A 23,485-nucleotide genomic window follows, 5' to 3' on the forward strand; every position below is an offset into this window, starting at 1 on the left:
CCCGTGCGCCGCGGCGCGGCTCCGTTGCCGGTGCGCCGGCGTGACCGTACCGCCGGTGAAAGCCTTACAGCAAGAGTTGTGCAACGCCGAGTAAGAACTTGCATGAACGCCCCGGGCGCTGGTGCGCCCGGGGCGAGAGGGAAGCGAGCGGGTGCCGCCTCAGCAGCTGGACCTGCCCGCGTACACCGCCAGCGCCGTGTTGGCGCCGAGGGTGGCCGTGAGCTGGCCCGAGCCGTTGACCGACACGGTCGTGTCGTTCTGCACGTTGCAGTAGGTGCCGGCCGGGAGCGAGGTCTGGAAGGTGCGGTTCAGGGAGCCGGACTCGTGGTTGATGGCCACGAAGCCCTTGTTCCCGCGGCCGAACGCGATCGCGTCGCCTCCGTTGTCCCACCAGTTGGTGACCGCCTGGCCACGGGTGGCGTTGCGGAAGCCGACCATGGACTGGATCTCCGGCCAGGCGTGCTGGCACTTCCAGCCGTTCTGCCAGCAGGCGTTCACGGTGCCGCCGTTCGGGGGGCCCGCGTCCTTGTTCGTCCACTCGTAGCCCGAGTTGATGTCGGGCGTGCCGTACGGCCAGGCGAGCATGAAGACGTTGGCCAGGGTGTAGTTGGCGCCGTCCTTGTAGTTGAGGGTGGTGCCCTCGCGCTCGGTGTCGTGGTTGTCGACGAAGACGCCCGCCTGGTTGCTCTTCAGGTAGCCCCAGCCCTCACCGTAGTTCTTGAGGTAGGCGAGGTTCTCGTTGTTGAAGACGCGCTTGAGGTCGCGCGCGTACCGGAACTCCTGCACGTCGCCGTTGCCCGTGTACTCGGCCGGCTGGACGGCCTCACCGGCGCCGTGGATGACCTCCTGCTTCCAGTACACCGACGGGTTGCTCAGCCGGGACTTGATGTTGGCGAGGTCCGCGGCGTCCATGTGCTTGGCCGCGTCGATGCGGAAGCCGTCGACACCCATCGCGAGCAGGGAGTTGAGGTAGCCGGCGATGGTCTTCCTGACGTACTCCTCGTTGGTGTCGAGGTCCGCCAGGCCGACCAGTTCGCAGTGCTGGACGTTCCAGCGGTCCTGGTAGTTGCTGCCGATCTGCGTGGTGCAGTCGTCGAAGTCGTACGCGGAGTAAAGGCCCGGGTAGTCGTACTTGGTGTACGACGTGCCGCCGGTACCCGTGCCGTTGCCGGCCGACATGTGGTTGATGACGGCGTCGACGACGACCTTCACACCCGCGTTGTGGCAGGTGTTCACCATGTTGCGGAAGGAGGTCTCGTTGCCGAGGCGCCCGGCGATCTTGTAGCTGACCGGCTGGTACGAGGTCCACCACGCCTCGCCCTGGATGTGCTCGGCGGGCGGCGAGACCTGGACGTAGCCGTACCCGGCGGGACCGAGCCGGTTGGTGCACTCCTTGGCGACCGAGTCGAACTTCCACTCGAACAGGACGGCGGTGACATCCTTGTCGCCGGGCGGAGCGGCTTCGGCGCTGCCGCCCGTGGGGAGGGCGAGCGCGACGACCGACGCGGTGGCCGCGAGGGCGACCACGCCGGCGATGGATCTCTTGCGTCTGTGGGACATGTGGGGGCCCTTCTTTCTACTGCCATGCACATGGCAAGCGAAGGTTTTTGCTGCAAGGAGACTGAAAACTTGCAGACGACCAGACCGTACGAACGCGTCAACGATCGGTCAACCCTCTGGGACCCCGACCTTTCCGGGCGCCGATCCGGAACCTACTACAGCGAGTCGAGGCAGCCCTCGACCTGCTGTCCCGCCCAGGCGGACGACAGCAGGGGCCCGCCGCCCCGAACGGGCGGCGAGCCCCTGCAAACTGGCTGAAAACCTCAGTCCCGGGCTGTGGTCCACCACACGGTGGTGTCCGCGGGCAGCTTCGCCTCGTCGCCCGCGACGGCCACCTCACCGTTGCTGACCAGCACCCGTCCGTAGGCGGGGATGCGTACGCCCTCGCCGGTGGTGTTCGCCACACACACGAACTCGCCGCGCCGGAAGGCGAGGACACCCTCGGGCGCCTTGAGCCACTCCACCGCGTCACCGGCGCCGAGACCGGCCTGCTCGCGGCGCACGGCCAGCGCGGTGCGGTACAGCTCCAGGGTGGAGTCCGGGTCGCCGGTCTGCGCCTCGACGCTCAGCTCGCCCCAGCCGTCGGGCTGCGGCAGCCAGGAGCCGCCGTCGCCGAAGCCGTACGACGAGCCCGTGCGCGTCCACGGGATCGGCACCCGGCAGCCGTCGCGGAACCCGTCCTGCCCCTCGCCCCGGAAGTACGCCGGGTCCTGGCGCACCTCGTCGGGCAGGTCGACCACGTCGGGCAGCCCCAGTTCCTCGCCCTGGTAGATGTACGCGGAGCCGGGCAGCGCCAGCATCAGCAGGGTGGCCGCACGCGCCCGGCGCAGCCCGAGCTCGCGGTCGCCCGCGCTGCGGATCTGCGTGCCGAGACCGGCCTCGTTGGCGAAGCGCGTGGCGTGCCGGGTCACGTCGTGGTTGGAGAGCACCCAGGTGGCGGGGGCGCCGACCGGGCGCATCGCGTCGAGGGTGCGGTCGATCACCTCGCGCAGCTCGGGCGCGTCCCAGTGCGTGCTCAGGTACTGGAAGTTGAAGGCCTGGTGCAGCTCGTCGGGGCGCACGTAGTTCGCGGTGCGCTCGACGGTCGGGGTCCACGCCTCGGCGACGAAGATGCGGTCCGGGGGTGCCCCCTGCTCTGAGGGCTTGGGGGAATACTCGTCGAGCACCTTGCGCCACTCGCGGTAGATCTCGTGCACGCCGTCCTGGTCGAAGAACGGCATGACATCGTTGCCCAGCAGCTTGACCTGATCATGGGATCCCAGGTCGGGCAGGCCCTCGGCCTTCACCAGTCCGTGCGCCACGTCGATGCGGAACCCGTCGACGCCCATGTCCAGCCAGAACCGCAGGATCGAGCGGAACTCGTCGCCGACCGCCGGGTGCTCCCAGTTGAAGTCGGGCTGCTCGGGGGCGAAGAGGTGCAGGTACCACTCGCCGGGGGTGCCGTCCGGTTCGGTGACCCGGGTCCAGGCGGGCCCGCCGAAGATGGACTCCCAGTCGTTGGGCGGCAGCGAGCCGTCGGCGCCCTTGCCGGGGCGGAAGTGGTAGCGGTCCCGCAGCGGCGAGCCCGGCCCCTCGGCGATGGCGCGCTTGAACCATTCGTGCTGGTCGGAGGAGTGGTTCGGGACGATGTCCACGATGACGCGCAGCCCCAGCACGTGGGCGTCGCGGATCAGGGCGTCGGCGTCCAGGAGGTTGCCGAACATGGGGTCGACGGCCCGGTAGTCGGCCACGTCGTAGCCGGCGTCGGCCTGCGGCGAGGCGTAGAAGGGGCTGAGCCACACGGCGTCGACGCCGAGGTCGCGCAGGTACGGCAGCCGGGAACGTACGCCCTCCAGGTCGCCCATGCCGTCGCCGTTGCTGTCGGCGAAGCTGCGCGGATACACCTGGTAGATCACCGCTTCGCGCCACCAGTCGCGGCGGGCGGCGACGGTCGCGAGTGCGGAGGTCGGGGCCGGTTCTGCGGAATGCTGACTCATGACGTCCTTGATGCGGTGGGGGTCCCCCGCCCCGGCGGATCCGGGAACGGGGGCGGGATTATGGTCATCGGTGTCTCGGGTCGGGGTGATGAGGCGGCCGCGGTGGCAGCGGGGTCACGAGTCCCTCGCCGCTCCGGGCGTACGAGGGCACCGCGGCCGCCACCCGCGCGACGGTGCGCGCGGGAACCCGGGCGGGGCGTCCTCCCGGAGGATCGCCCCGGGTCGTCAGCCCTTCGTGCCGCCCGCGGTGAGGCCGGTCACCAGGTTCTTCTGCACAAGGTAGAAGAAGGCGGACACCGGGACGGCGACCAGCACGGCGGTCGCGGCCATGTACTGCCGCTGGGCGTCGTGCTCGCTGACGAAGCTCTGCAGGCCGACGGCGAAGGTGTACTTCGTGTCGGACAGCAGGAACACCGTGGCGAAGGCGACCTCGCCGACCGCGGTGATGAAGCTGTAGAAGGCGGCGACGGCCAGGCCCGGCTTGGCGAGCGGCAGGATCAGCCGGGCGAAGGTGCCGAAGGGCGTCAGCCCGTCGACGCGCCCGGCCTCGTCGATCTCGAACGGGATGGTGTCGAAGTAGCCCTTGAGCAGCCAGGCGCAGTACGGCACGGCGGTCGAGCAGTAGACGAGGATCAGGCCGAGGTAGCTGTCGATGAGCCGCAGCTCGGACAGGATCTCGTACATCGGCACCATCAGCACGGCCACCGGGAACATCTGCGTGACCAGCAGGACCCACATGAACTTGCGGTAGCCCGGGAAGCGCATGCGGGAGACCGCGTAACCGGTGGTGGCGGCGACCAGCACGCCGATCACGGTGGTGCCGAGCGACACGATGAGCGTGCTCACCAGCCAGTCGGTGAAGTTCGTCTCGGTCAACACGAACGTGTAGTTGTCGAACGTCATCTTGCCGAAGATGCGTTCGGGGTGCAGATAGTCGTCCTTGTCGGGGCCGAGCGACAGGAAGACCAGCCAGGCGATCGGGAAGAGCGCGGTGAAGCTCGCCACGATCAGGATCGCGTGCGAGACGAACGAGCCGGCGAGGCCGCGCCGCCCGCGCCGGCCCGCCTTGCCCGGCGGGGTGCTCGCGGGTGCCTGGTCCACCGGCGCGGCGGTCGGGAGGGTCGTGGTGCTCATGGGGACTCCTGCCTCAGAGCGCGGGCTGCTGCTCATTGCGGGCCAGCCAGCGGCGGTAGACGGAGGTGAAGACGATCAGGATGGAGAGGAGCAGGATGCCGTAGGCGGCCGACTGCGCGTAGTCGCGCGGCTGCTGGCCGAAGCCCAGCTGGTAGGCCCAGGTGACGAGGATCTGCGCGTCGGGCGCGGTGTTGCCGAAGAGCAGGAAGATCACCGCGAACTGGTTGAACGTCCAGATCACGCCGAGCAGCACGACGGTGGAGCTGACCGACCTGAGGCCCGGCAGGGTGACGTACCGGAAGCGCTGCCAGGCGTTCGCGCCGTCCATCTCGGCGGCCTCGTACAGCGAGGAGTCGATGGACTGGAGCCCGCCGAGCAGCGAGACCATCATGAACGGCACACCGCACCAGGTGTTGACCATGACCGCGGCGAACCGCTGCCAGAAGCTGTCCTCCAGCCACAGCGGCGTCGGCAGGCCGATCGAGTCCAGCGCGTTGTTGATGATGCCGGAGTCGGCGAGCATGAAGCGCCAGCCGAAGACGGTGACGAAGGTGGGCACCGCCCACGGCAGCACCAGGATCAGCCGGTACAGGGTGCGGCCGCGCAGCTTCTGGTTGAGCAGCAGCGCGAGGCCGAGGCCGATGACGTAGTGCAGGGTGACGCAGAGCACCGTCCAGACGATCGTCCAGATGAAGTGCGACCAGAACCGGTCGTAGGCGGTCGGGCCCCACAGGATGTCGGCGTAGTTGCCGAGGCCGATCCACTCGTAGGTGGCCTCGATCTCGTTCACGCCGATGGTGCGGGCGGAGTTGAGGCTGTTGGCGTCGGTGAACGTCAGGTAGAAGCCCCGGGCCAGCGGGTACAGCACCAGGACGCCGATCACGACGACCACCGGGGCGATCATCGCGTACGCGTACCAGTACTTCTGCCAGCCCTGTCTCAGGCGCTGGAACGGGCCGCGGCGCGGGTCCGGCTCACCTCGCCGCTTGCCGGTCGCTCGGTCGATGGCGACTGTCATGGTTCGACAACCTTTGTGAAGTCCTGCTGTTCAGGGGGTCGGCCCGGGGCCGCCGCGTCCTTCCCGGTCTTCCGGGTCTCCCCGGTACTCCGCCCGGGACGCGGCGGCCGCGCGGATCACTTGCCGAAGTCCGGCACCAGCTTGGCGATCGCGGTCTCCGCGTCGCTCAGGCCCTTGTCGAGGGACTTCTTGCCGCTCGCGATGGCGGGCAGCTCGTCGTCGAGCGGGGTCCAGAAGGAGCTGTACTCGGGCAGCGCCGGGCGCGGCCGGGCCGCGGCGAGCACGCCCTGGTAGCCGGCGATGCCCGGGTCGGCCTTCACCTTGTCGGTGTAGGCGTCCTCGCGGGTGGGCAGCGTGGAGTTCTTCAGGGCGATCGTCTCCTGGGACTTCGCCGAGGTCATGAAGTTCACCAGCTTCAGCGCCGCCTCCTGGTGCGCCTTGTCCGAGCCCGCGTACACCGAGAGGTTGTGGCCGCCGGTCGGGGAACCCGCCTTGCCGGTGGAGCCGGCCGGGACGGTGGCGATGCCGAGGTTGTTCCTGTCCTTGAAGGCCGGGCCCTTGTAGAAGTTGGTGATCTCCCAGGGGCCCTCGATGATCGAGGCGACCTCGCCGTTGACGAACGCGTCCTGCTTGTGGGCGTAGGCGTCGGCGGTGGTGTCGGCCTTGCCCAGGCCCTTGCCGTCGAACAGGCCGAGCCAGGTCTCGTACGCCTTCTTGGCCTCGGCCGAGGCGACGGTGATCTTCTTGCCCTCGGCGTCGACCGTGTCGGTGCCCTCGCCGTGCAGGAACGGCTGCCCGTAGTAGCCCGCGGCCGAGCCCAGGTAGCCGTCGACGCCGGTCTTGTCCTTGATGGTGGCGGCGGCCTTCTTCAGGTCGTCCCAGGTCTTGGGGACCTCGACGCCCGCCTTCTCGAACAGTTCCTTGTTGTAGACGAAGGCGAGGGTGTCGGTGACCAGCGGCACACCGTACGTCTTGCCCTCGTACCGGGCCTGCTCGATCAGGCTCGGCTGGAACTTGTCCTGGTCGGCGAGGGCCTCGGTGCCGTCCAGCGGCAGGAAGTAGCCCTTCTTCGCGAACGCCGGGGTCCAGCCGACCTCGGCGCGCAGCACGTCCGGCGCGCCCGAGGCGCCGGCGGCGGTGTCGAACTTGTTCTGCGCCTGGTCGAAGGGGACGTTGACGAAGTCGACCTTGATGTCCTTGTTGGCCGCCTCGAACTCCTCGACCAGGGCCTTGTACGCGGGCGCCTCATTGGTGGCGTTGGACGTGTCCCAGTAGGTGATGGTCACCGGACCGTCGGCACTGTCGCCGCTGTCGCTTCCGCCGCAGGCCGTCGCCGTGAGGGCGACGGACGCCACCAGCGCGGTGGCCGCTATGCCACGCCGCATGAGATCTCCTTGAGGTGAGAAGCCCGTTCCACTCAGGAGGCGGCCGAAGATCCGTCGCTCCTGACGAGTGCCGACCGCGCCATCGCCGCCGCCGGGCGACGTGAACGTAACAGCGATGCAAGAGCTGCGAAAGGTCTTGCAGAAAAAAAGTGCAAGGAACCGGATCGGTTACCCGAACGTGACCCTCCCGCGACCTCTCGAAAACCGCGATGACGTGCCGCTCGGCGGGGGACCGGACAGTTGTGCAAGACTCTGCAAGCTCTTGCCAAGGCTTCCCCCGTGCGGGAATCATCACGGCAGGCACCGCACACCGGCCGGACGCCGACCGCACACCGACCAGAATCACGAGGGACCTCGATGACGCAGCAGCCCGCGAAGGGCCGCACCCCCGCGCCCACCCGGCGCCGGACCGGTGGGCAAGCGGGCAACCGCCCGGTACAGTCCGGTGCCGTGACCACACGGCTTGCCGACATCGCGGCCCAGGCGGGGGTCAGCGAGGCGACGGTCAGCCGGGTGCTGAACGGCAAGCCGGGCGTCGCCGCGACCACGCGCCAGTCCGTCCTCGCCGCCCTCGACGTCCTCGGCTACGAGCGCCCCGTACGGCTGCGGCAGCGCAGCGAGGGCCTCGTCGGCCTGATCACCCCCGAGCTGGAGAACCCGATCTTCCCGGCCCTGGCCCAGGTGATCGGCCAGGCGCTGACCCGGCAGGGCTACACCCCGGTGCTCGCCACCCAGACCCCGGGCGGCTCCACCGAGGACGAGCTGACGGAGATGCTGGTGGACCGCGGGGTCGCCGGCATCATCTACGTCTCCGGACTGCACGCGGACACCACCGCCGACATGCAGCGCTACGAGCAACTGCGCGCCCAGGGCGTGCCGTTCGTCCTCGTGGACGGCTTCTCGCCGAAGGTGCAGGCCCCGTTCATCTCGCCGGACGACCGCGCGGCGATGAACCTGGCGGTGACCCACCTGGTCTCCCTCGGCCACACCCGCATCGGTCTCGCGCTCGGCCCGAAGCGCTTCGTGCCCGTGCAGCGCAAGATCGAGGGCTTCGTCCACGCCCTGCGGGAACAGCTCGGCCTGCCCGCGGACACCGTCGAGTCGGAACTGGTGCAGCACTCCCTCTACACCCTGGAGGGCGGTCAGGCGGCGGCCGTCGCGCTGATGGACAAGGACTGCACGGCGGTGGTGTGCGCGAGCGACATGATGGCGCTGGGCGCGATCCGCGCGGCCCGGCAGCGGGGCCTGGACGTCCCCCGGGACGTCTCCGTCGTGGGCTTCGACGACTCCCCGCTCATCGCCTTCACCGATCCGCCCCTCACCACGGTCCGCAAACCGGTTCCGGCCATGGGCCAGGCGGCGGTGCGCACGCTGCTGGAGGAGATCGGCGGCACGCCCGCGCCGCACAGCGAGTTCGTGTTCATGCCGGAACTGGTGGTGCGCGGTTCGACAGCCTCGGCTCCCGGGGACAGGAATCGTCCTTGAGGAGGAGAAACACGGCCTCCGGGAACTACTCGGGCAGGAGACCGCGCCGCCCGTCCACTACGGAGGCGGTGCGTCCAGGACCCGACCGGGGGATGAACTGAAGTGGAGGTTCTTTCTGGCAAACTCTGTGCCCATGAGTGAAACGACCGTGACGACGCCGGAAGGCCAGAAGCGGACCGCTTCCCGGCCCGCCAAGGACGTCACGGACGTCACGGGCGTGGCGATGGGGACGGGCCACAGGGCCAGGGCCCTGCTGCGCCGGCTGCGCACGCCCAGCCGCCCCCGCTTCTGGTTCGAGATCCTGCTGATCGCGATCAGTTACTGGACGTACTCGCTGATCCGCAACGCGGTCCCGGAGCAGAAGACGAAGGCGCTCGCCAACGCCGACTGGATCTGGAAGGTGGAGCAGCACCTCGGGATCGCGGTCGAGGACACGGTCAACCACGCGGTGAACTCCGTGACGTGGCTGATCGTCGGCATGAACTACTACTACGCGACGCTGCACTTCGTGGTGACGCTCGGCGTCCTCGTCTGGATCTACCGCCGCCATCCCGGGCGCTACGCGGCCACCCGCCTCGTCCTCTTCGCCACCACGGCGGTGGCCCTGGTCGGCTACTACTTCTACCCGCTGGCCCCGCCCCGCCTGATGACGAGCCACCACTTCATCGACACCGTCGTGGTGCACGAGACATGGGGCTCCATGGCCTCCGGCGACCTGAAGAGCATGTCGAACCAGTACGCCGCGATGCCCTCCATGCACATCGGCTGGTCCCTGTGGAGCGGCCTGACCCTGTTCGCCCTGGCCTCCGTGCCCTGGGTGCGGGTCCTCGGCCTGCTCTACCCGGCGGCGACCCTGGTGGTCATCGTCGCCACGGCCAACCACTTCTGGCTCGACGCGGTGGGCGGCCTGCTCTGCCTGGCCTTCGGCTACGCGGTGGTCCGCCTCTGGTACGGGGCGCTGCCGCACCGCCTGCCGCGCCAGGTGACCGACGAACCGGCAGGGGAACCGACGAGCGCTACGCCCCGTAGAACCGCTCCTCCACCACAGCCCGAGCGCGCCGCGTGATCCTGCGGTAGTCGTCCAGCATGTCCCCCACGTGCCCGGGCCCGTACCCCAGGTAGCGACCCACCGCACCCAGCTCGCGCGCGTCCGAGGGAAAGGTGTCCCCGGCCCGCCCCCGCACCAGCATCACGGCGTTGCGCACCCGCGTGGCGAGCACCCAGGCCTCGTCCAGCGTGGCGGCGTCCTCCGCGGGGAGCAGCCCCGCGTCACGCGCCGCGGCGAGGGCGGCCCGCGTCCGCGTGGTGCGCAGTCCCGGCTCGTCCGCCGCGTGCCGCAGCTGGAGCAGCTGCACCGTCCACTCGACGTCGGACAGCCCGCCGCGCCCCAGCTTGGTGTGCAGCGTCGGGTCGGCGCCGCGCGGCAGCCGCTCCGTCTCCATCCGCGCCTTCAGCCGCCTGATCTCCCGTACGGCGTCGTCCCCGAGTCCGCGCCGCGGGTACCGCAGCGGGTCGACCAGCTCGGTGAACCGCCGCCCCAGCTCCTCGTCCCCGGCGACCTGCTCGGCGCGCAGCAGCGCCTGCGACTCCCACACCAGCGACCACCGCCGGTAGTACGCCTCGTACGACTTCAGCGTCCGCACCAGCGGCCCCGACTTCCCCTCGGGCCGCAGGTCCGCGTCGATCAGCAGCGGCGGGTCCGTGCTCGGCAGCTGCAGCAGCCGCCGCATCTCCGCGACGACCGTGTTCGCGGCACGGGCGGCCTCCTGTTCGTCGGCGCCCTCGCGCGGCTCGTGCACGAAGAGCACGTCGGCGTCGGAGCCGTAGCCGAGCTCGTGCCCCCCGAACCGCCCCATACCGATGACGGCGAACCGAGTCGGCAGCGTGTCCCCGTAGTGCTCGCGCACGACGGCCCGCAACGTCCCCGCGAGCGTCGCCGCCGTCAGATCGGACACCGCACCGCCCACCAGGTCCACCAGCCGCGCCTGGTCGACGTCGCCCGGCGCCCCGTCATGACCGTACGAGCCGACGATGTCCGCGGCGGCCGTACGGAACAGCTCGCGCCGCCGCACCCCGCGCGCGGCCGTGACCGCCTGCCGCGCCCCGTCGGCGCGCCCGACCGCCGCGAGGATCTCCTGCTCCAGCTGCTCGCGTCCGCGCAGCCGCAGCCCTCCCCCGCTGCCGTCCCCGTCACCGAGCAGCGCGACGGCCTCGGGCGCGCGCATCAGCAGATCGGGCGCGAGCCGCCCGGCGGAGAGCACCCGCGCCAGATTCTCGGCGGCGGCCCCTTCGTCCCGCAGCAGTCTCAGATACCAGGGCGTCTTCCCCAACGCGTCGGACACCCGCCGGAAGTTGAGCATTCCGGCGTCCGGATCGGCCGAGTCGGCGAACCACCCCAGCATCACGGGCAGCAGCGTCCGCTGGATGGCAGCCTTGCGCGACACGCCCGACGCGAGCGCCTCCAGGTGCCGCAGGGCCGCCGCCGGGTCCGCGTACCCGAGGGCGACGAGCCGCTCCCGGGCGGCCCCGGCGCTCAGCCGGGCCTCACCGGGCGCGAGCTGCGCGACGGCGTCGAGCAGCGGCCGGTAGAACAGCTTCTCGTGCAGCCGGCGCACGGCGGCGGCGTGCCGCTTCCACTCGCGCAGCAACCCCTCGACGGGTTCCTGCCGCAGCCCCAGCGACCGTCCGATGCGCCGCAGTTCGGCCTCGTCCTGCGGCACGAGATGGGTGCGCCGCAGCCGGTACAGCTGAATACGGTGCTCCATGGACCGCAGGAACCGGTACGCCTGGTCGAGCTGCTCGGCATCGCTCCGCCCCACGTACCCGCCATCGGCCAGCGCCCGCAGCGCGACGAGGGTCGTGCCGCTGCGCAGGGAGGTGTCCGACCGCCCGTGCACGAGCTGGAGCAGCTGCACGGCGAACTCGACGTCACGCAGCCCACCGGGCCCGAGCTTGAGCTCCCGCTCGACCTCCCCGGCGGGAATGTTCTCGATCACCCGCCGCCGCATCTTCTGCACGTCGGGGACGAAGTTCTCGCGCTCGGCGGCCTGCCAGACGAGGGGTGCGAGGGTGTCGACGTACTCCGCGCCGAGCCGCTCGTCACCGGCGACGGGCCGGGCCTTGAGCAGCGCCTGGAACTCCCAGGTCTTGGCCCAGCGCTGGTAGTAGGCCAGATGGGAGGCGAGCGTCCGCACGAGCGGCCCGTTGCGCCCCTCGGGCCGCAGATTGGCGTCTACGGGCCAGATGCTGCCCTCGACGGTGGACTGGGAGCAGATCCGCATCATGTGGGAGGCGAGCCGGGTGGCGGCGCGGACGGCCGCCTGCTCGTCGGCACCCTCGACGGGCTCGCCCACGAAGATGACATCGACGTCGGACACGTAGTTGAGCTCGTGCCCCCCGCACTTCCCCATCGCGACGACGGCGAGCCGGCACACCGCGGCGTCCTCCGGCGCGGCGGTACGGGCGATGGCGAGCGCGGCCCGCAGGGTGGCGGTGGCGAGGTCGGCGAGCTCGGCGGCGGTCTGCGCGACGTCCGTCGTCCCGCACACGTCACGGGCGGCGATGGACAGCAGACACCGCCGGTAGGCGACGCGCAGGGACACCGGGTCGGCCGCCTCGGCGAGCTCCCGCTCGAACTCCTCGACCCCCGGATGCAGGTCACGGGCCTCGTAGGTGACGAGCGCCCGCCAGTCGTGGGGGTGCCGGGCGAGGTGGTCGCCCAGCGCCTCCGAGGCACCGAGCACCCCGAGCAGCCGGTCGCGCAGCGGCTTGGCCGCGATCAGCGTGCTCAGCAGCTCACGCCGCGCACCGGGATCGGGCTGCGCCTCCAGCAGCCGTACGAGCCCGAGCAGCGCGAGATCGGGATCGGCGGTGGCGCCGAGCGCTTCGAGCAGCACGGGGTCGTCCCGTATGCCCGCCAGCTCCGGGCTCTCCAGCAGTCGCTCGGCAGCCGAGGCATCGGTGAAGCCGTGCCGCAGCAGCCGAGTGAAGGTACTGCTTCTGCGCCCCGGCGCCGTCATGCTCGGCCTCCTTGTCGGATCAAGGTCGTACGGCCATGAGCCTAATCGCACCACCTGGGAGAAGCGGTGGGTGCAGCACTGTCTCGCCGTCGCTCCTCGCCGGGCGAGCCGGAGACGTCGCTCACGGAGTCTCCGCCCGGCGTTCCCCGGGACGCTCAGAGATCTTCGGGAAGAATCCGGAAGTGAGTCCGCCCGCCACCCACCGGACGCACGGTCCGGAAGTCACGGATGTCGCGGGTCAGCACGGCGTCCGTGTCGTACTCGGCGGCGAGTGCGACGTTGACCGCGTCCACCAGGGCGAGGTCGAGCGACGCGTACCGCGCCCGATGCACGATGTTGTGGGCAGTGCAGCTGGTGCAGCCGGGTTCTGAGTGATTGGGAGACTGGGCGAACTACAATTCGCCGACGATGATGCTCCTCTGGAAGGCGACCCACTCCGAGGCGCTGAAGTACAGGGGCTTGCGGTTGGGCTGTTTCGAGTCGCGCACGGCCCTGGCCCCGCCGGGGAGGTCGGCGATCTCGACACAGTCGTGCTCCGCTCCGCTGGCGGATGCCTTTCGCCATATCGCCTCGGTGAGATCAGACGCGTACAGCTCAGCCTGAGGGTGATTCACTTCCGGTGTCGCTCCTCCAACTCGGCCATTCTCGCGAGCGAGTCCTCCACCGGAAGGGCCGCCGCGCGGATGCGTTCGAAGGCCTTGGCGAAAGGCGTCGCGTCGTCGCCCTCAACGTACGTCGCGCCGTTGAGGTTCTCCAAGAGCACCACCGGGGGCATGGGCCGAGGGAATGCCGTCACGGTGAAGCCGCCGACAACACCGGGGTGAGCAGTGGAGTCCGGTGGCATCAGCTGGATCGTGACACTGGGCATCTCGGAAGCGTCCAAAAGGCGCCTGAGTTGCTCGCGCATGGTCGTGGGGCGCACGACGAAGCGTTGGTGCAGCGCGGCCTCATGGATAATCGCCCACAATTCCAGAGCTGTCCCTGGGCGGGAGAGGACGGCCTGTCGGGCCATGCGCACCTCGGTCAGGGCAGCCACTTCTTGCGGTGTGCGCGTCGTTGTGATTCCGGCGATGGTTTCGCGTGCGTAGGCGGCTGTCTGAAGCAGTCCAGGGATGATCAGCGGCGACCAGGCACAGATGGTGTCGGCGTCCGCTTCCAGGGAGATGTAGTCGGCGTAGGCGGGTGACACGATCGCGCTGTACGTCTGCCACCAGCCCTTCTTGCCCGCGTCCTGCGCTAGGGCGCCCAGTGCCTCTTTCACCTGAGCGTCCTCGATTCCGTACACGCTCAGGAGGGCGCCGACCTCGCTCGGTCTGATCGACTGGGTGGCGCTTTCGATCTTCGAAAGCTTCGGCGCCTTCCAGCCCATGGCTCCTGCGGCGCTGTCCAGCGTCAAGCCGGCTTCGCTGCGAAAGCCTCGCAGACATGCGCCCAGGCGGCGGCGTCGAATGGTCGGCACGAGAGGCGAGTTGGGCATGACCGGAGTCTGGCAGGGCCGACGTGCCTGTCGCACACCGTGGCGAGTACTTCACTCGTCCGGGTCGAAATTTTTCTACCTGAGGGAGAAAAGCGTGCGAGCGGAGGAAAGTGGGGTCGTGCCCACGCCCCACCGTCGAGGAGATGTCATGTCCCCCCACCCCGATTGCCGGCGACTACCTGCGTCCCTATCCGCAGGGCTTCGCCGTGCACTTCTGCGCTTCGTCTCCCAACCTGCGGGCCGTGAGGAAACTGGCGCGCACCGACCTGCTCGCTCAGGGCCTCGCTGCCGATGTCGTCGATTCCGCCGTGCTCGTCCTCTCCGAATTGGTCGGCAACTCCGTGCGGGCTTGCGGGAATCATGTACCGCTCGTGGTGGAGGTGTATGTGACGTCGTACGGCGTCGTGGTGAACGTGCACGACCCGAATCCCGGCATCGTACCCAGGCGTCGGGAGACGCCGCTGGACAGCACGGACGCGGAGGGCGGGCGAGGACTTCGGTTGGTCGACCTGCTCGCGCCCGGGTGGCACGTACGGCAGTCGGCCATCGGCAAGCAGGTGCGGAGCGGACCGATGCGCTGCCTACATCGTTTCGCATGGCCGCGCGTAGCTGGGTCAACGCTTCGTCGTACATGGCGAGGGCATGCTGGTACCCGCTCGATTCGACGGAGAGGCCCTGCGATGCGAGGTCGCGCAGCTCCCTCAGTCGGTGGAGAGCCTGGCTCGCTTCACGCATCACGTCCTGGGGAGCTATGAGCGACACGTGCTCGCGAGCCTGACAGACGCCGGCCGATCGGAAGGCTTCCCCTGCATCAGCCCGACGACCCGCCGCAGGACTTCCATCAAGCATGATCGCCCTTAAGCCCTCGCTACCGGCGTGAAGCGACGCGAGGTAAAGCGCGTAGCTCTCACGTCGCGCCTGATACGAAAGAAGGGTCAGGTCACGGCGCCATCGAGCCCTGTCTGCCAGCAAGGTGACCGAAGCGCCGATCAAAGTACCCAACAGCGCGAGCAGGGCCGCCGACCAACTCATTCCGCGAGTGCAGGGCGCGCTCCCTCGGCAGTGCCCCCTCCGTTTGAGATGTGCCACAGGGGCGCTTCTATTCTGGGGGCGGCTGTTGATCAGCCACCCTGCTGCCCACCTGCTCGATGAGCGGGTCGGCTTCCGGTGTTGCCGGCCAGTGCTGTACTTCCGCGCTGGTGGGTTGGTGCCGGCCCTGCCCTGTGAACGTCGGAGGAGCCATGGATCTGCTCACCGTGCTCGATGAAGCGGTGGCCGCTCTCGGGCGACCGTTGGAACAGCGCGACATCGATGACGGCTGGACCGATGACCTCCGTCGGGAGATTCAGGAGGAGATCTCGGTCAGCCGCTCAGCTCTGCGTCGGCACGGGCTGTGGATGGCACAGGTCCTGCGGCCTCGACTGGACGAGTGGATGGCACGCGAGGCAGTGCGACCGGGACGCCTGCAGCATCTGGTCCTGAACGTGCAACAGCGGCTGACGGAAGCCCGCCGCGCGGCCTGAGAGCGAGAACGGGCGTTGACCTCGGCGTGCAGCTACAGCTCATACGCGAGAGGCCGGAGGGCCCGGAGACGGCCCGAGGGTGACGAGACACCGACGGGGCCGACAGCCAAGGACCGTCAGCCCCGTCGCCCGATGGGGAGGCGTCCCGCCCCTACAGCACCGGCAGGTTCTTCCGCAGCTCGAACGCGGTCACCTCGGACCGGTACTCCTCCCACTCCTGCCGCTTGTTGCGCAGGAAGAAGTCGAAGACGTGCTCGCCGAGGGTCTCGGCCACGAGGTCGCTGCGTTCCATCAGGGTCAGGGCCTCGCCGAGGTTCTGCGGGAGGGGCTCGATGCCCAGTGCGCGGCGTTCGGCGTCCGAGAGGGCCCAGACGTCGTCCTCGGCGCCCGGCGGAAGTTCGTAGCCCTCCTCGATGCCCTTGAGGCCGGCGGCGAGGAGGACGGCGTAGGCGAGGTACGGGTTCGCGCCGGAGTCGAGTGAGCGGACCTCGACCCGGGCCGAGCCCGTCTTGCCGGGCTTGTACATGGGAACGCGGACCAGGGCGGAGCGGTTGTTGTGGCCCCAGCAGATGTACGAGGGGGCCTCGCCGCCGGCGCCCGCGGTGCGCTCGGAGCCGCCCCAGATGCGCTTGTAGGAGTTGACCCACTGGTTGGTGACCGCGGAGATCTCCGCCGCGTGCTTCAGCAGGCCCGCGATGAAGGAGCGGCCGACCTTGGAGAGCTGGTACTCGGCGCCGGACTCGTAGAACGCGTTCCGGTCGCCCTCGAAGAGGGAGAGGTGGGTGTGCATGCCGCTGCCCGGGTACTCCGAGAACGGCTTCGGCATGAAGGTCGCCTGGACACCCTGCTCCAGCGCCACCTGCTTCATGATCAGGCGGAACGTCATGACGTTGTCGGCCGTGGAGAGGGCGTCGGCGTAGCGCAGGTCGATCTCCTGCTGGCCGGGGGCGCCCTCGTGGTGGGAGAACTCGACCGAGATGCCCATCGACTCCAGCATGGTGATCGCCTGGCGACGGAAGTCCATGCCCACGTTGTGCGGGGTGTGGTCGAAGTAGCCGGAGTTGTCGGCGGGGGTGGGGCGGGTTCCGTCGACCGGCTTGTCCTTGAGGAGGAAGAACTCGATCTCGGGGTGGGTGTAGAAGGTGAAGCCCAGGTCGGAGGCCTTGGCAAGGGCGCGCTTCAGGACGTAGCGCGGATCCGCGAAGGACGGGGAGCCGTCGGGCATCAGAATGTCGCAGAACATGCGGGCCGTGCCCGGGGCCTCCGCGCGCCACGGGAGGACCTGGAAGGTCGACGGGTCCGGCTTGGCGATCATGTCGGACTCGTAGACACGGGCGAAGCCCTCGATGGCGGAGCCGTCGAAGCCCATGCCTTCGTCGAAGGCCTGTTCCAGCTCAGCAGGGGCCACGGCCACGGACTTGAGGAAGCCCAGCACGTCCGTGAACCACAGGCGTACGAACCGGATGTCGCGCTCCTCCAGAGTGCGGAGCACGAACTCCTGCTGCTTGTCCATGTCTAGCTTCCACCCATCCTTGCTGGTCAGACCGCCTGTCCCGGTTCACGGGAGAGGTCCGGCACCTGAGCATCCCACCACAACACCATTTCATGCGCGTTGCGGACCTTGATCGGCCCGGCGATCCCGGTTCGTACATCCCGCGTACGCCGGATGTACGACTCCGGTGCCCATCTTGCCCGCTCCCTCACCGCCGGGTAATGGCCGGTCGCCACGGTTCCTCCGCACTATCCGAAATACATCCATTTAATTTGCATCTCAGATGCAAGTTTCACTAGCTTGCTGAGGGTCCCGGAGCATGCCGAGACGCCGAGCCCGAGGAGACGCCGATGCTGTCCGAACAGTCCGCCGCCACCGTGCGCGCCACACTCCCCGCCGTGGGCGCCGCCATCGGCGAGATCACCGAGCGCTTCTACGCCCGGCTGTTCGACGCCCGTCCCGAGCTGCTGCGCGACCTGTTCAACCGCGGCAACCAGGCGGCCGGCACCCAGCGCCAGGCCCTCGCGGGCTCCATCGCCGCCTTCGCCACGCACCTCGTCGAGCACCCGGACGACCGGCCGGACGCGATGCTGCGCCGCATCGCCCACAAGCACGCCTCGCTGGGCGTCGCCCCGGAGCAGTACGAACTGGTCCGCGTGCACCTCTTCGCCGCCATCGCCGAGGTCCTCGGCGAGGCCGTGACCCCCGAGGTCGCCGCCGCCTGGGACGAGGTCTACTGGCTGATGGCGAACGCCCTGACGTCGATCGAGCAGCGGCTGTACGAGGAGAGCGCCGACCACCTGGGCGGGAGGCCGTGGGAGGTCGTCGGCCGCATCGAGGAGACGGCCGACGTGATCGTGCTCGAACTGCGTCCGGCCGACGGCGGGACCGTCCCCGCCCACCTGCCCGGCCAGTACGTGTCCGTACAGGTCACGCTGGAGGACGGGGCCCGGCAGATCCGCCAGTACAGCCTCGTCGACGCGCCTGGCCCGTCGGTGCGCCGGATCGCCGTCAAGCGGGTCCACGAGGGGGCGGGGCCCCTCGGCGAGGTCTCGAACCACCTCCACGCGCGCGTGCGGGTCGGCGACCGGCTGCTGCTGTCCGCCCCGTACGGCGACCTGGTGCTCGACCGGGACACGGACGCGCCGCTGCTGCTCGCCTCCGCGGGCATCGGGGTCACCCCGATGATCGCCATGCTGGAGCAGCTCGCGCTGAGCGGGCACACCGCCCCGGTCACCGTCGTGCACGGCGACCGCTCCCCCGCCGGGCACGCCCTGCGCGCCGACCAGGAGAGGTTCGCGGCGAAGCTCCCGGACGCCGCCGTGCACTTCTGGTACGAGCACCCGGAGCCGGGTCACCCGGCCGACCGCACGGGCCTGGTCGACCTGGCCGGACTGGACGTCCCGGCGGGCACGCGCGCGTACCTGTGCGGTCCGCTGCCCTTCATGCGCGCGGTACGGGCGCAGCTCATCGGCAAGGGCGTGGCGCCGGCCGACATCCACTACGAGGTGTTCGGGCCGGATCTCTGGCTCGCCGCCGCCCAGGACTAGCCCAGGGCTGGGCCAGGGTCGGCCCGGTGCTGGGCCAGGGTTGGCCCGGTGCTGGCCCAGTGCTGGTCGAGCACTGGTGCAGGACCAGTCGGGGGCCGATGCGGGACTAGTCGAGGACCGGGTCCGGCCGGTCCCCGGCTCCACGGTCCGGTCCCGCCGCCCCCGGCGCGCCGGAGAGCCCCAGCAGCAGCGCGCCGGTCGGCGTCGCCACCACGTCCGTCACCGTCAGCGGGTCCAGCGTGGCGAAGAACGCCTCCTGGGCCCGCCGCAGCGCTCCGCGCAGCCGGCACCCGCCGGCCAGCGGGCAGGCCACCGTTCCTTCGCAGTCCACCACGTCGCCGTCGCCCTCGAAGGCGCGCACGACCTGGCCGACCGACGCGGTACGGCCCTTCTCGGTGAGCGCGAGGCCGCCGCCCCGGCCGCGCCGCGCGTCGACCAGGCCCATGTGCTGGAGCTCGGCCACGACCTTGGCGGTGTGCGTGTACGGGACCTTCATGTCCGCCGCGACCTCGCGGGTCGTGGGGGTGGGCGAGGGCGCGGGCGCGGACCCGCCCGGGACGGCGAGCCGCATTAGGACGCGCAGGGCGAGGTCGGTGGAACGCAGCAGCCGCATACCCGCAGCGTAAGTAACGCCCTTCCGCGGATCCAAATACCCGGGGGGCACTTGCCCGCCATGTGCACGCCGCGTACACGTCACGTTCCCATGCCGTGCCGGCGGCGGAGGACCGGCGGATGTCCGGTTTCGCTCGGCCGTTCCTGCGCCCGCCCTGCCCTTTTCCCTCCCCTTGACACTACGATCAGCTGACCCCACCGTCCCATCGCTCCCGAAGGACTCAGCATGGGCTCCGCCAAGAACAGCTCCGAGGCGCGCAAGGCGCGTGTGGAGGAGATGCGCCGTGCCGAGCGCTCCCGTGAGCGCCGCAACCGGTTCCTCACGATCGGCTTGAGCGTCGTCGTGGTCGCCGGTCTCGCCGTCGGCGGGACGTTCCTGGTCCGCTCCCAGTCGGACGACGGGGGCGGCGACACGACGGCGAGCGAGGGCAAGGACGCGTCGGGCCAGTTCGTCACCGGTGACGACGGCGTACGCACATGGCAGGGCACGCTGAGCCAGAACCACGTGAACAAGACGGTGGACTACCCGGTGACGCCCCCGGTCGGCGGCGACCACAACCCGGTCTGGCAGAACTGCAACGGCGACGTCTACACCGAAGCGATAAAGAACGAGCACGCCGTGCACTCATTGGAGCACGGCGCGGTCTGGGTGACGTACAACAGCCAGGCGTCCGAGGCCGACGTCAAGGCGCTGGCCGAGAAGGTCAGGAGCACCCCGTACAGCCTGATGAGCCCGGTCGACGGCCAGAAGGACCCGCTGGTGCTGTCCGCGTGGGGCCACCAGCGCACGGTGAAGAGCGCGAGCGACCCGGACGTCGCCACGTTCTTCGAGACGTACGTGCAGGGCGAGCAGACCCCCGAGCCGGGCGCGGCCTGCACCAACGGCATCTCCGAGACGGCCTGACGCGGTGGTGGGGAGCATGGGGCAGAACGCCGGCTGGATCGCCGGCGGAGCCGCGGCGGTGCTCGTCGCGGCGGGAGCGGTCACGTACGCGGTCGCCGACGGCGACGACCCCGCCGCGAAGGCGCCCACCGCCGACTCCGCGGACGCGGGCTTCGCCCGGGACATGTCGGTCCACCACCAGCAGGCCGTCGAGATGTCGTACATCGTGCGCGACCGCACGGACGACGAGGACGTGCGGCGGCTCGCCTACGACATCGCGCAGACGCAGGCCAACCAGCGCGGCATGATGCTGGGCTGGCTCGACCTGTGGGGGCTGCCGAAGGTGTCGTCCGACGCACCCATGACCTGGATGGGCATGGGCGACATGCCGGCCGGCGAGGACGGCGCGCTGATGCCCGGCATGGCGACCGACACCGAGATGAAGAAGCTCGGCGAGCTGAACGGGAAGCAGGCCGAGATCTTCTTCCTCCAGCTGATGACCGCCCACCACAAGGGCGGCGTCCACATGGCCGAGGGCTGCGTCGCCAAGTGCACGGTCGGCGCGGAGAAGCGCCTCGCGCAGGGCATGGTGCAGGGCCAGGAGTCGGAGATCCAGCTGATGGCGGACATGCTGGCGGAGCGGGGCGCGGAGCCCCGCTGAGGGAGGCGCGGAGCCCCGCTGAGGGAGGCGCGGAGCCCCGCTGAGGGAGGCGCGGCACGCCATCGCGTCGCTCTGACGATTACACTGGATGCGTGCCTCAACTACGCCTCGCCCTGAATCAGATCGACTCGACCGTCGGCGATCTCGCCGGGAACGCGGAGGCGGTCCTCCGCTGGACCCGGCACTCCGCCGAGCAGGGAGCCCACCTGGTGGCGTTCCCGGAGATGGTGCTGACCGGGTATCCCGTCGAGGACCTGGCCCTGCGCTCGTCCTTCGTCGAGGCCTCCCGTGCGGCACTGACGGCCCTGGCGGCGCGCCTCGCCGACGAGGGCTTCGGGGATCTGCCGGTGATCGTCGGCTACCTCGACCACTCCGAGTCCGCCACGCCGAAGTACGGCCAGCCCGCGGGCGCCCCGCAGAACGCCGCCGCGGTGCTGCACCGGGGGCGGGTGGCGCTGAAGTTCGCCAAGCACCACCTGCCGAACTACGGCGTGTTCGACGAGTTCCGCTACTTCGTGCCGGGCGACACGATGCCCGTCGTGCGTGTCCACGGCGTCGACGTGGCCCTCGCCATCTGCGAGGACCTGTGGCAGGACGGCGGACGCGTGCCGGCCGCCCGCTCCGCCGGTGCCGGGCTGCTGCTGTCGATCAACGCCTCGCCGTACGAGCGCGACAAGGACGACACCCGGCTGGAGCTGGTCCGCAAGCGCGCCCAGGAGGCGGGCTGCACCACCGCCTACCTCGCCATGATCGGCGGGCAGGACGAGCTGGTCTTCGACGGTGACTCCATCGTCGTGGACAGGGACGGCGAAGTGGTGGCGCGCGCTCCGCAGTTCGAGGAGGGCTGTGTGGTCCTGGACCTGGAGCTGCCCGCCGCCGCGGCCGACGCGCCCACCGGGACCGTCGACGACGGACTGCGCATCGACCGTCTGGTGATCTCCGAGGAGCCGCTGCCCGCCTACGAGCCGGAGCTGGCCGGCGGGTACGCCGAGCGCCTGGACGACGACGAGGAGGTGTACTCGGCGCTGGTCGTCGGCCTGCGGGCGTACGCGGCGAAGAACGGTTTCCGCTCCGTCCTGGTCGGCCTGTCGGGCGGCATCGACTCCGCGCTGGTCGCGGCGATAGCCTGCGACGCGCTGGGCGCGCAGAACGTGTACGGCGTCTCCATGCCGTCGAAGTACTCCTCCGAGCACTCCAAGGACGACGCGGCGGAGCTCGCCCGCCGGACCGGGCTGAACTACCGCACCGTGGCGATCGAGCCGATGTTCGACGCGTACATGGGCGCGCTCGGCCTGACGGGGCTCGCCGAGGAGAACCTCCAGTCCCGGCTGCGCGGCACCACGCTGATGGCGATCTCCAACCAGGAGGGGCACATCGTGCTCGCGCCGGGCAACAAGTCCGAGCTGGCGGTCGGGTACTCGACGCTGTACGGCGACTCGGTGGGCGCGTACGGTCCGATCAAGGACGTGTACAAGACGTCGATCTTCCGGCTGGCGAAGTGGCGCAACCGGGCGGCGGCCGAGCGCGGCAAGACCCCGCCGATCCCGGAGAACTCCATCACCAAGCCGCCGAGCGCCGAGCTGCGCCCCGGCCAGGTGGACACGGACTCGCTGCCGGACTACCCGGTGCTCGACGCGATCCTGGAGCGGTACGTCGACCGGGACGAGGGCTTCGAGTCGATCGTGGCGGCCGGGTTCGACCGCGAGCTGGTGGCGAAGACGCTGCGGATGGTGGACACGGCCGAGTACAAGCGGCGCCAGTACCCGCCGGGCACGAAGATCTCGGCGAAGGGCTTCGGCAAGGACCGGCGGCTGCCGATCACGAACCGGTGGCGCGAGCAGGCGTGAGCCCGCGGACGGAGTGAGGACAGGCCGCCGGCTCCGTCGTGCCCGGCCGGGTACGACGGAGCCGGCGGCCTTCGTCGTGCGCGTGCGGTTTGGGAGCGGTTGCGCAGGACACCCGGACGCCGCGTGTGCGCCGAGTCCGGCGGGCACCTGACCCGGGGAGCCCTTATGGGCGACGTGTCGTATACCGCACTGTCGGTGCTCGCGGTCGCGGCCGAGCGCAGGGGCCGGGACGACGGGGTGCCCAGGCGGGTGGCGGAGGTGCTGTGCGAGGAGCTGCCGGTGGACGCGGTCACCCTGTCGGTGCTGACCCACACGCCGGACCGGCAGATGCTGCACGCGACGAACTCGGCCGCCGTGCGCCTGGAGGAGCTGCAGTTCGAGCTGGAGGAGGGGCCGTGTCTGACGGCCTCGGAGACCGGCCGGCCGGTGTTCGTGGAGGATCTGCGGGCGAAGCTGACCGAGTGGCCGCTGTTCGGGAGCCTTGCCCGGGAGCAGTTGCCGACGGTGGCGGCGGTCTACGCGTTCCCGCTGGTGGACGGCGGGACGTCACTGGGGGCGGTCGACATGCTGCGGTCCGTGCCGGGACCGCCCGACGAGGAGACGAGGTCGGCCGCGCAGCAGGCGGTGCGCGCGGCGGCGCTCGTGCTGCTCACCGGCAAGCCCGTACCGGTCTGGCGGCCCGGCTCCCTGGTGGGCCGCCACTGGCAGCGGACGCACCAGGCGGCGGGCGTGCTGGCGCAGTCCCTCGGCATCACGGTGGACGAGGCGCTGGCCCGGCTGCGCGCCCGGGCCCTGGGGAGCGGGCGGGCGCTGCCCCAGGTGACGGAGGACGTGCTGGCTCTGTACCTCGGGTGAACGTTCCC

20 protein-coding genes are annotated in these 23,485 nt (G+C 70.2%); 9 read left to right on the plus strand and 11 right to left on the minus strand.

Translation table 11 applies throughout. The features are described from left to right. Positions 1-159 precede the first annotated feature (159 nt). From IEZ04_RS18580 to IEZ04_RS18600, 5 genes are all read right to left on the minus strand, one after another. Positions 160-1,560: an alpha-amylase gene (locus IEZ04_RS18580; RefSeq protein ID WP_189218023.1), complete on the minus strand. Its 1,401-nt coding sequence runs from the start codon at positions 1,558-1,560 to the stop codon at positions 160-162. A gap of 263 nt (positions 1,561-1,823) precedes the next feature. Continuing rightward, positions 1,824-3,536, minus strand: coding sequence for a glycoside hydrolase family 13 protein (locus IEZ04_RS18585; protein WP_189218024.1), 1,713 nt, complete (start codon positions 3,534-3,536; stop codon positions 1,824-1,826). Positions 3,537-3,761: 225 nt separating this feature from the next. Then, complete coding sequence (locus IEZ04_RS18590; protein WP_189218025.1) at positions 3,762-4,670, minus strand: sugar ABC transporter permease; 909 nt, start codon at positions 4,668-4,670, stop codon at positions 3,762-3,764. Positions 4,671-4,683: 13 nt separating this feature from the next. Then, the gene (locus IEZ04_RS18595; protein ID WP_189218026.1) at positions 4,684-5,688 is read right to left on the minus strand and encodes a carbohydrate ABC transporter permease; all 1,005 of its coding nucleotides are present in this window, start codon (positions 5,686-5,688) and stop codon (positions 4,684-4,686) included. Between the two features lie 116 nt (positions 5,689-5,804). Next, positions 5,805-7,073, minus strand: a complete 1,269-nt coding sequence (locus tag IEZ04_RS18600) for an extracellular solute-binding protein (protein ID WP_189218027.1) — start codon at positions 7,071-7,073, stop codon at positions 5,805-5,807. Positions 7,074-7,523: 450 nt separating this feature from the next. On the opposite strand from IEZ04_RS18600, the gene IEZ04_RS18605 reads away from it, so the two are divergent. Next, positions 7,524-8,558, plus strand: coding sequence for a LacI family DNA-binding transcriptional regulator (locus IEZ04_RS18605; protein ID WP_268245675.1), 1,035 nt, complete (start codon positions 7,524-7,526; stop codon positions 8,556-8,558). Between the two features lie 133 nt (positions 8,559-8,691). Further along, positions 8,692-9,624, plus strand: a complete 933-nt coding sequence (locus IEZ04_RS18610; RefSeq protein WP_189218029.1) for a phosphatase PAP2 family protein — start codon at positions 8,692-8,694, stop codon at positions 9,622-9,624. Here the strand turns inward: IEZ04_RS18610 and IEZ04_RS18615 are convergent. From IEZ04_RS18615 to IEZ04_RS18630, 4 genes are all read right to left on the minus strand, one after another. Beyond that, positions 9,575-12,577 (minus strand): bifunctional [glutamine synthetase] adenylyltransferase/[glutamine synthetase]-adenylyl-L-tyrosine phosphorylase, encoded by a 3,003-nt coding sequence (locus IEZ04_RS18615; RefSeq protein ID WP_189218030.1) that lies wholly within the window; start codon positions 12,575-12,577, stop codon positions 9,575-9,577. The two genes, IEZ04_RS18610 and IEZ04_RS18615, sit on opposite strands and share 50 nt — an antisense overlap. Before the next feature lie 155 nt (positions 12,578-12,732). Beyond that, entirely contained in the window at positions 12,733-12,909 is a 177-nt protein-coding gene (locus IEZ04_RS18620) for a PIN domain-containing protein (protein ID WP_373296331.1), read from the minus strand. A 60-nt stretch (positions 12,910-12,969) separates the two neighbouring features. Continuing rightward, positions 12,970-13,191, minus strand: a complete 222-nt coding sequence (locus IEZ04_RS18625; protein WP_189218031.1) for a DUF397 domain-containing protein — start codon at positions 13,189-13,191, stop codon at positions 12,970-12,972. Next, entirely contained in the window at positions 13,188-14,054 is an 867-nt protein-coding gene (locus tag IEZ04_RS18630; protein ID WP_189218032.1) for a helix-turn-helix domain-containing protein, read from the minus strand. Before IEZ04_RS18630 ends, IEZ04_RS18625 begins: the two co-directional genes overlap by 4 nt. A gap of 143 nt (positions 14,055-14,197) precedes the next feature. Here IEZ04_RS18630 and IEZ04_RS18635 point away from each other — a divergent pair, with 143 nt between their 5' ends. Beyond that, positions 14,198-14,809: an ATP-binding protein gene (locus tag IEZ04_RS18635; RefSeq protein WP_189218033.1), complete on the plus strand. Its 612-nt coding sequence runs from the start codon at positions 14,198-14,200 to the stop codon at positions 14,807-14,809. Positions 14,810-15,295: 486 nt separating this feature from the next. Then, positions 15,296-15,577: a hypothetical protein gene (locus IEZ04_RS18640; protein WP_189218034.1), complete on the plus strand. Its 282-nt coding sequence runs from the start codon at positions 15,296-15,298 to the stop codon at positions 15,575-15,577. A 151-nt stretch (positions 15,578-15,728) separates the two neighbouring features. Here the strand turns inward: IEZ04_RS18640 and glnA2 are convergent, their stop codons facing one another. Further along, on the minus strand, positions 15,729-17,090 hold the full coding sequence (glnA2, locus tag IEZ04_RS18645) for a gamma-glutamylpolyamine synthetase GlnA2 (RefSeq protein WP_189218035.1): 1,362 nt from the start codon (positions 17,088-17,090) through the stop codon (positions 15,729-15,731). Between the two features lie 329 nt (positions 17,091-17,419). Here glnA2 and IEZ04_RS18650 point away from each other — a divergent pair, with 329 nt between their 5' ends. After that, the gene (locus IEZ04_RS18650) at positions 17,420-18,619 is read left to right on the plus strand and encodes a globin domain-containing protein (RefSeq protein ID WP_189218036.1); all 1,200 of its coding nucleotides are present in this window, start codon (positions 17,420-17,422) and stop codon (positions 18,617-18,619) included. 106 nt (positions 18,620-18,725) lie between these two features. Here the strand turns inward: IEZ04_RS18650 and IEZ04_RS18655 are convergent, their stop codons facing one another. Continuing rightward, positions 18,726-19,232 (minus strand): RrF2 family transcriptional regulator, encoded by a 507-nt coding sequence (locus IEZ04_RS18655; protein ID WP_189218037.1) that lies wholly within the window; start codon positions 19,230-19,232, stop codon positions 18,726-18,728. A gap of 225 nt (positions 19,233-19,457) precedes the next feature. Here IEZ04_RS18655 and IEZ04_RS18660 point away from each other — a divergent pair, with 225 nt between their 5' ends. The 4 genes from IEZ04_RS18660 (at position 19,458) to IEZ04_RS18675 (ending at position 23,477) form a co-directional block, all read left to right on the plus strand. After that, positions 19,458-20,135, plus strand: coding sequence for a thioredoxin-like domain-containing protein (locus IEZ04_RS18660; RefSeq protein ID WP_189218038.1), 678 nt, complete (start codon positions 19,458-19,460; stop codon positions 20,133-20,135). Between the two features lie 16 nt (positions 20,136-20,151). Then, entirely contained in the window at positions 20,152-20,775 is a 624-nt protein-coding gene (locus IEZ04_RS18665) for a DUF305 domain-containing protein (protein WP_189218039.1), read from the plus strand. A gap of 92 nt (positions 20,776-20,867) precedes the next feature. After that, positions 20,868-22,622, plus strand: a complete 1,755-nt coding sequence (locus IEZ04_RS18670; protein WP_189218040.1) for an NAD+ synthase — start codon at positions 20,868-20,870, stop codon at positions 22,620-22,622. A 174-nt stretch (positions 22,623-22,796) separates the two neighbouring features. Continuing rightward, the gene (locus tag IEZ04_RS18675) at positions 22,797-23,477 is read left to right on the plus strand and encodes a GAF domain-containing protein (RefSeq protein WP_189218041.1); all 681 of its coding nucleotides are present in this window, start codon (positions 22,797-22,799) and stop codon (positions 23,475-23,477) included. The last annotated feature ends 8 nt before the right edge of the window (positions 23,478-23,485 follow it).

Source organism: Streptomyces ruber (assembly GCF_014648075.1).
GTDB classification, from domain to species: domain Bacteria; phylum Actinomycetota; class Actinomycetes; order Streptomycetales; family Streptomycetaceae; genus Streptomyces; species Streptomyces ruber.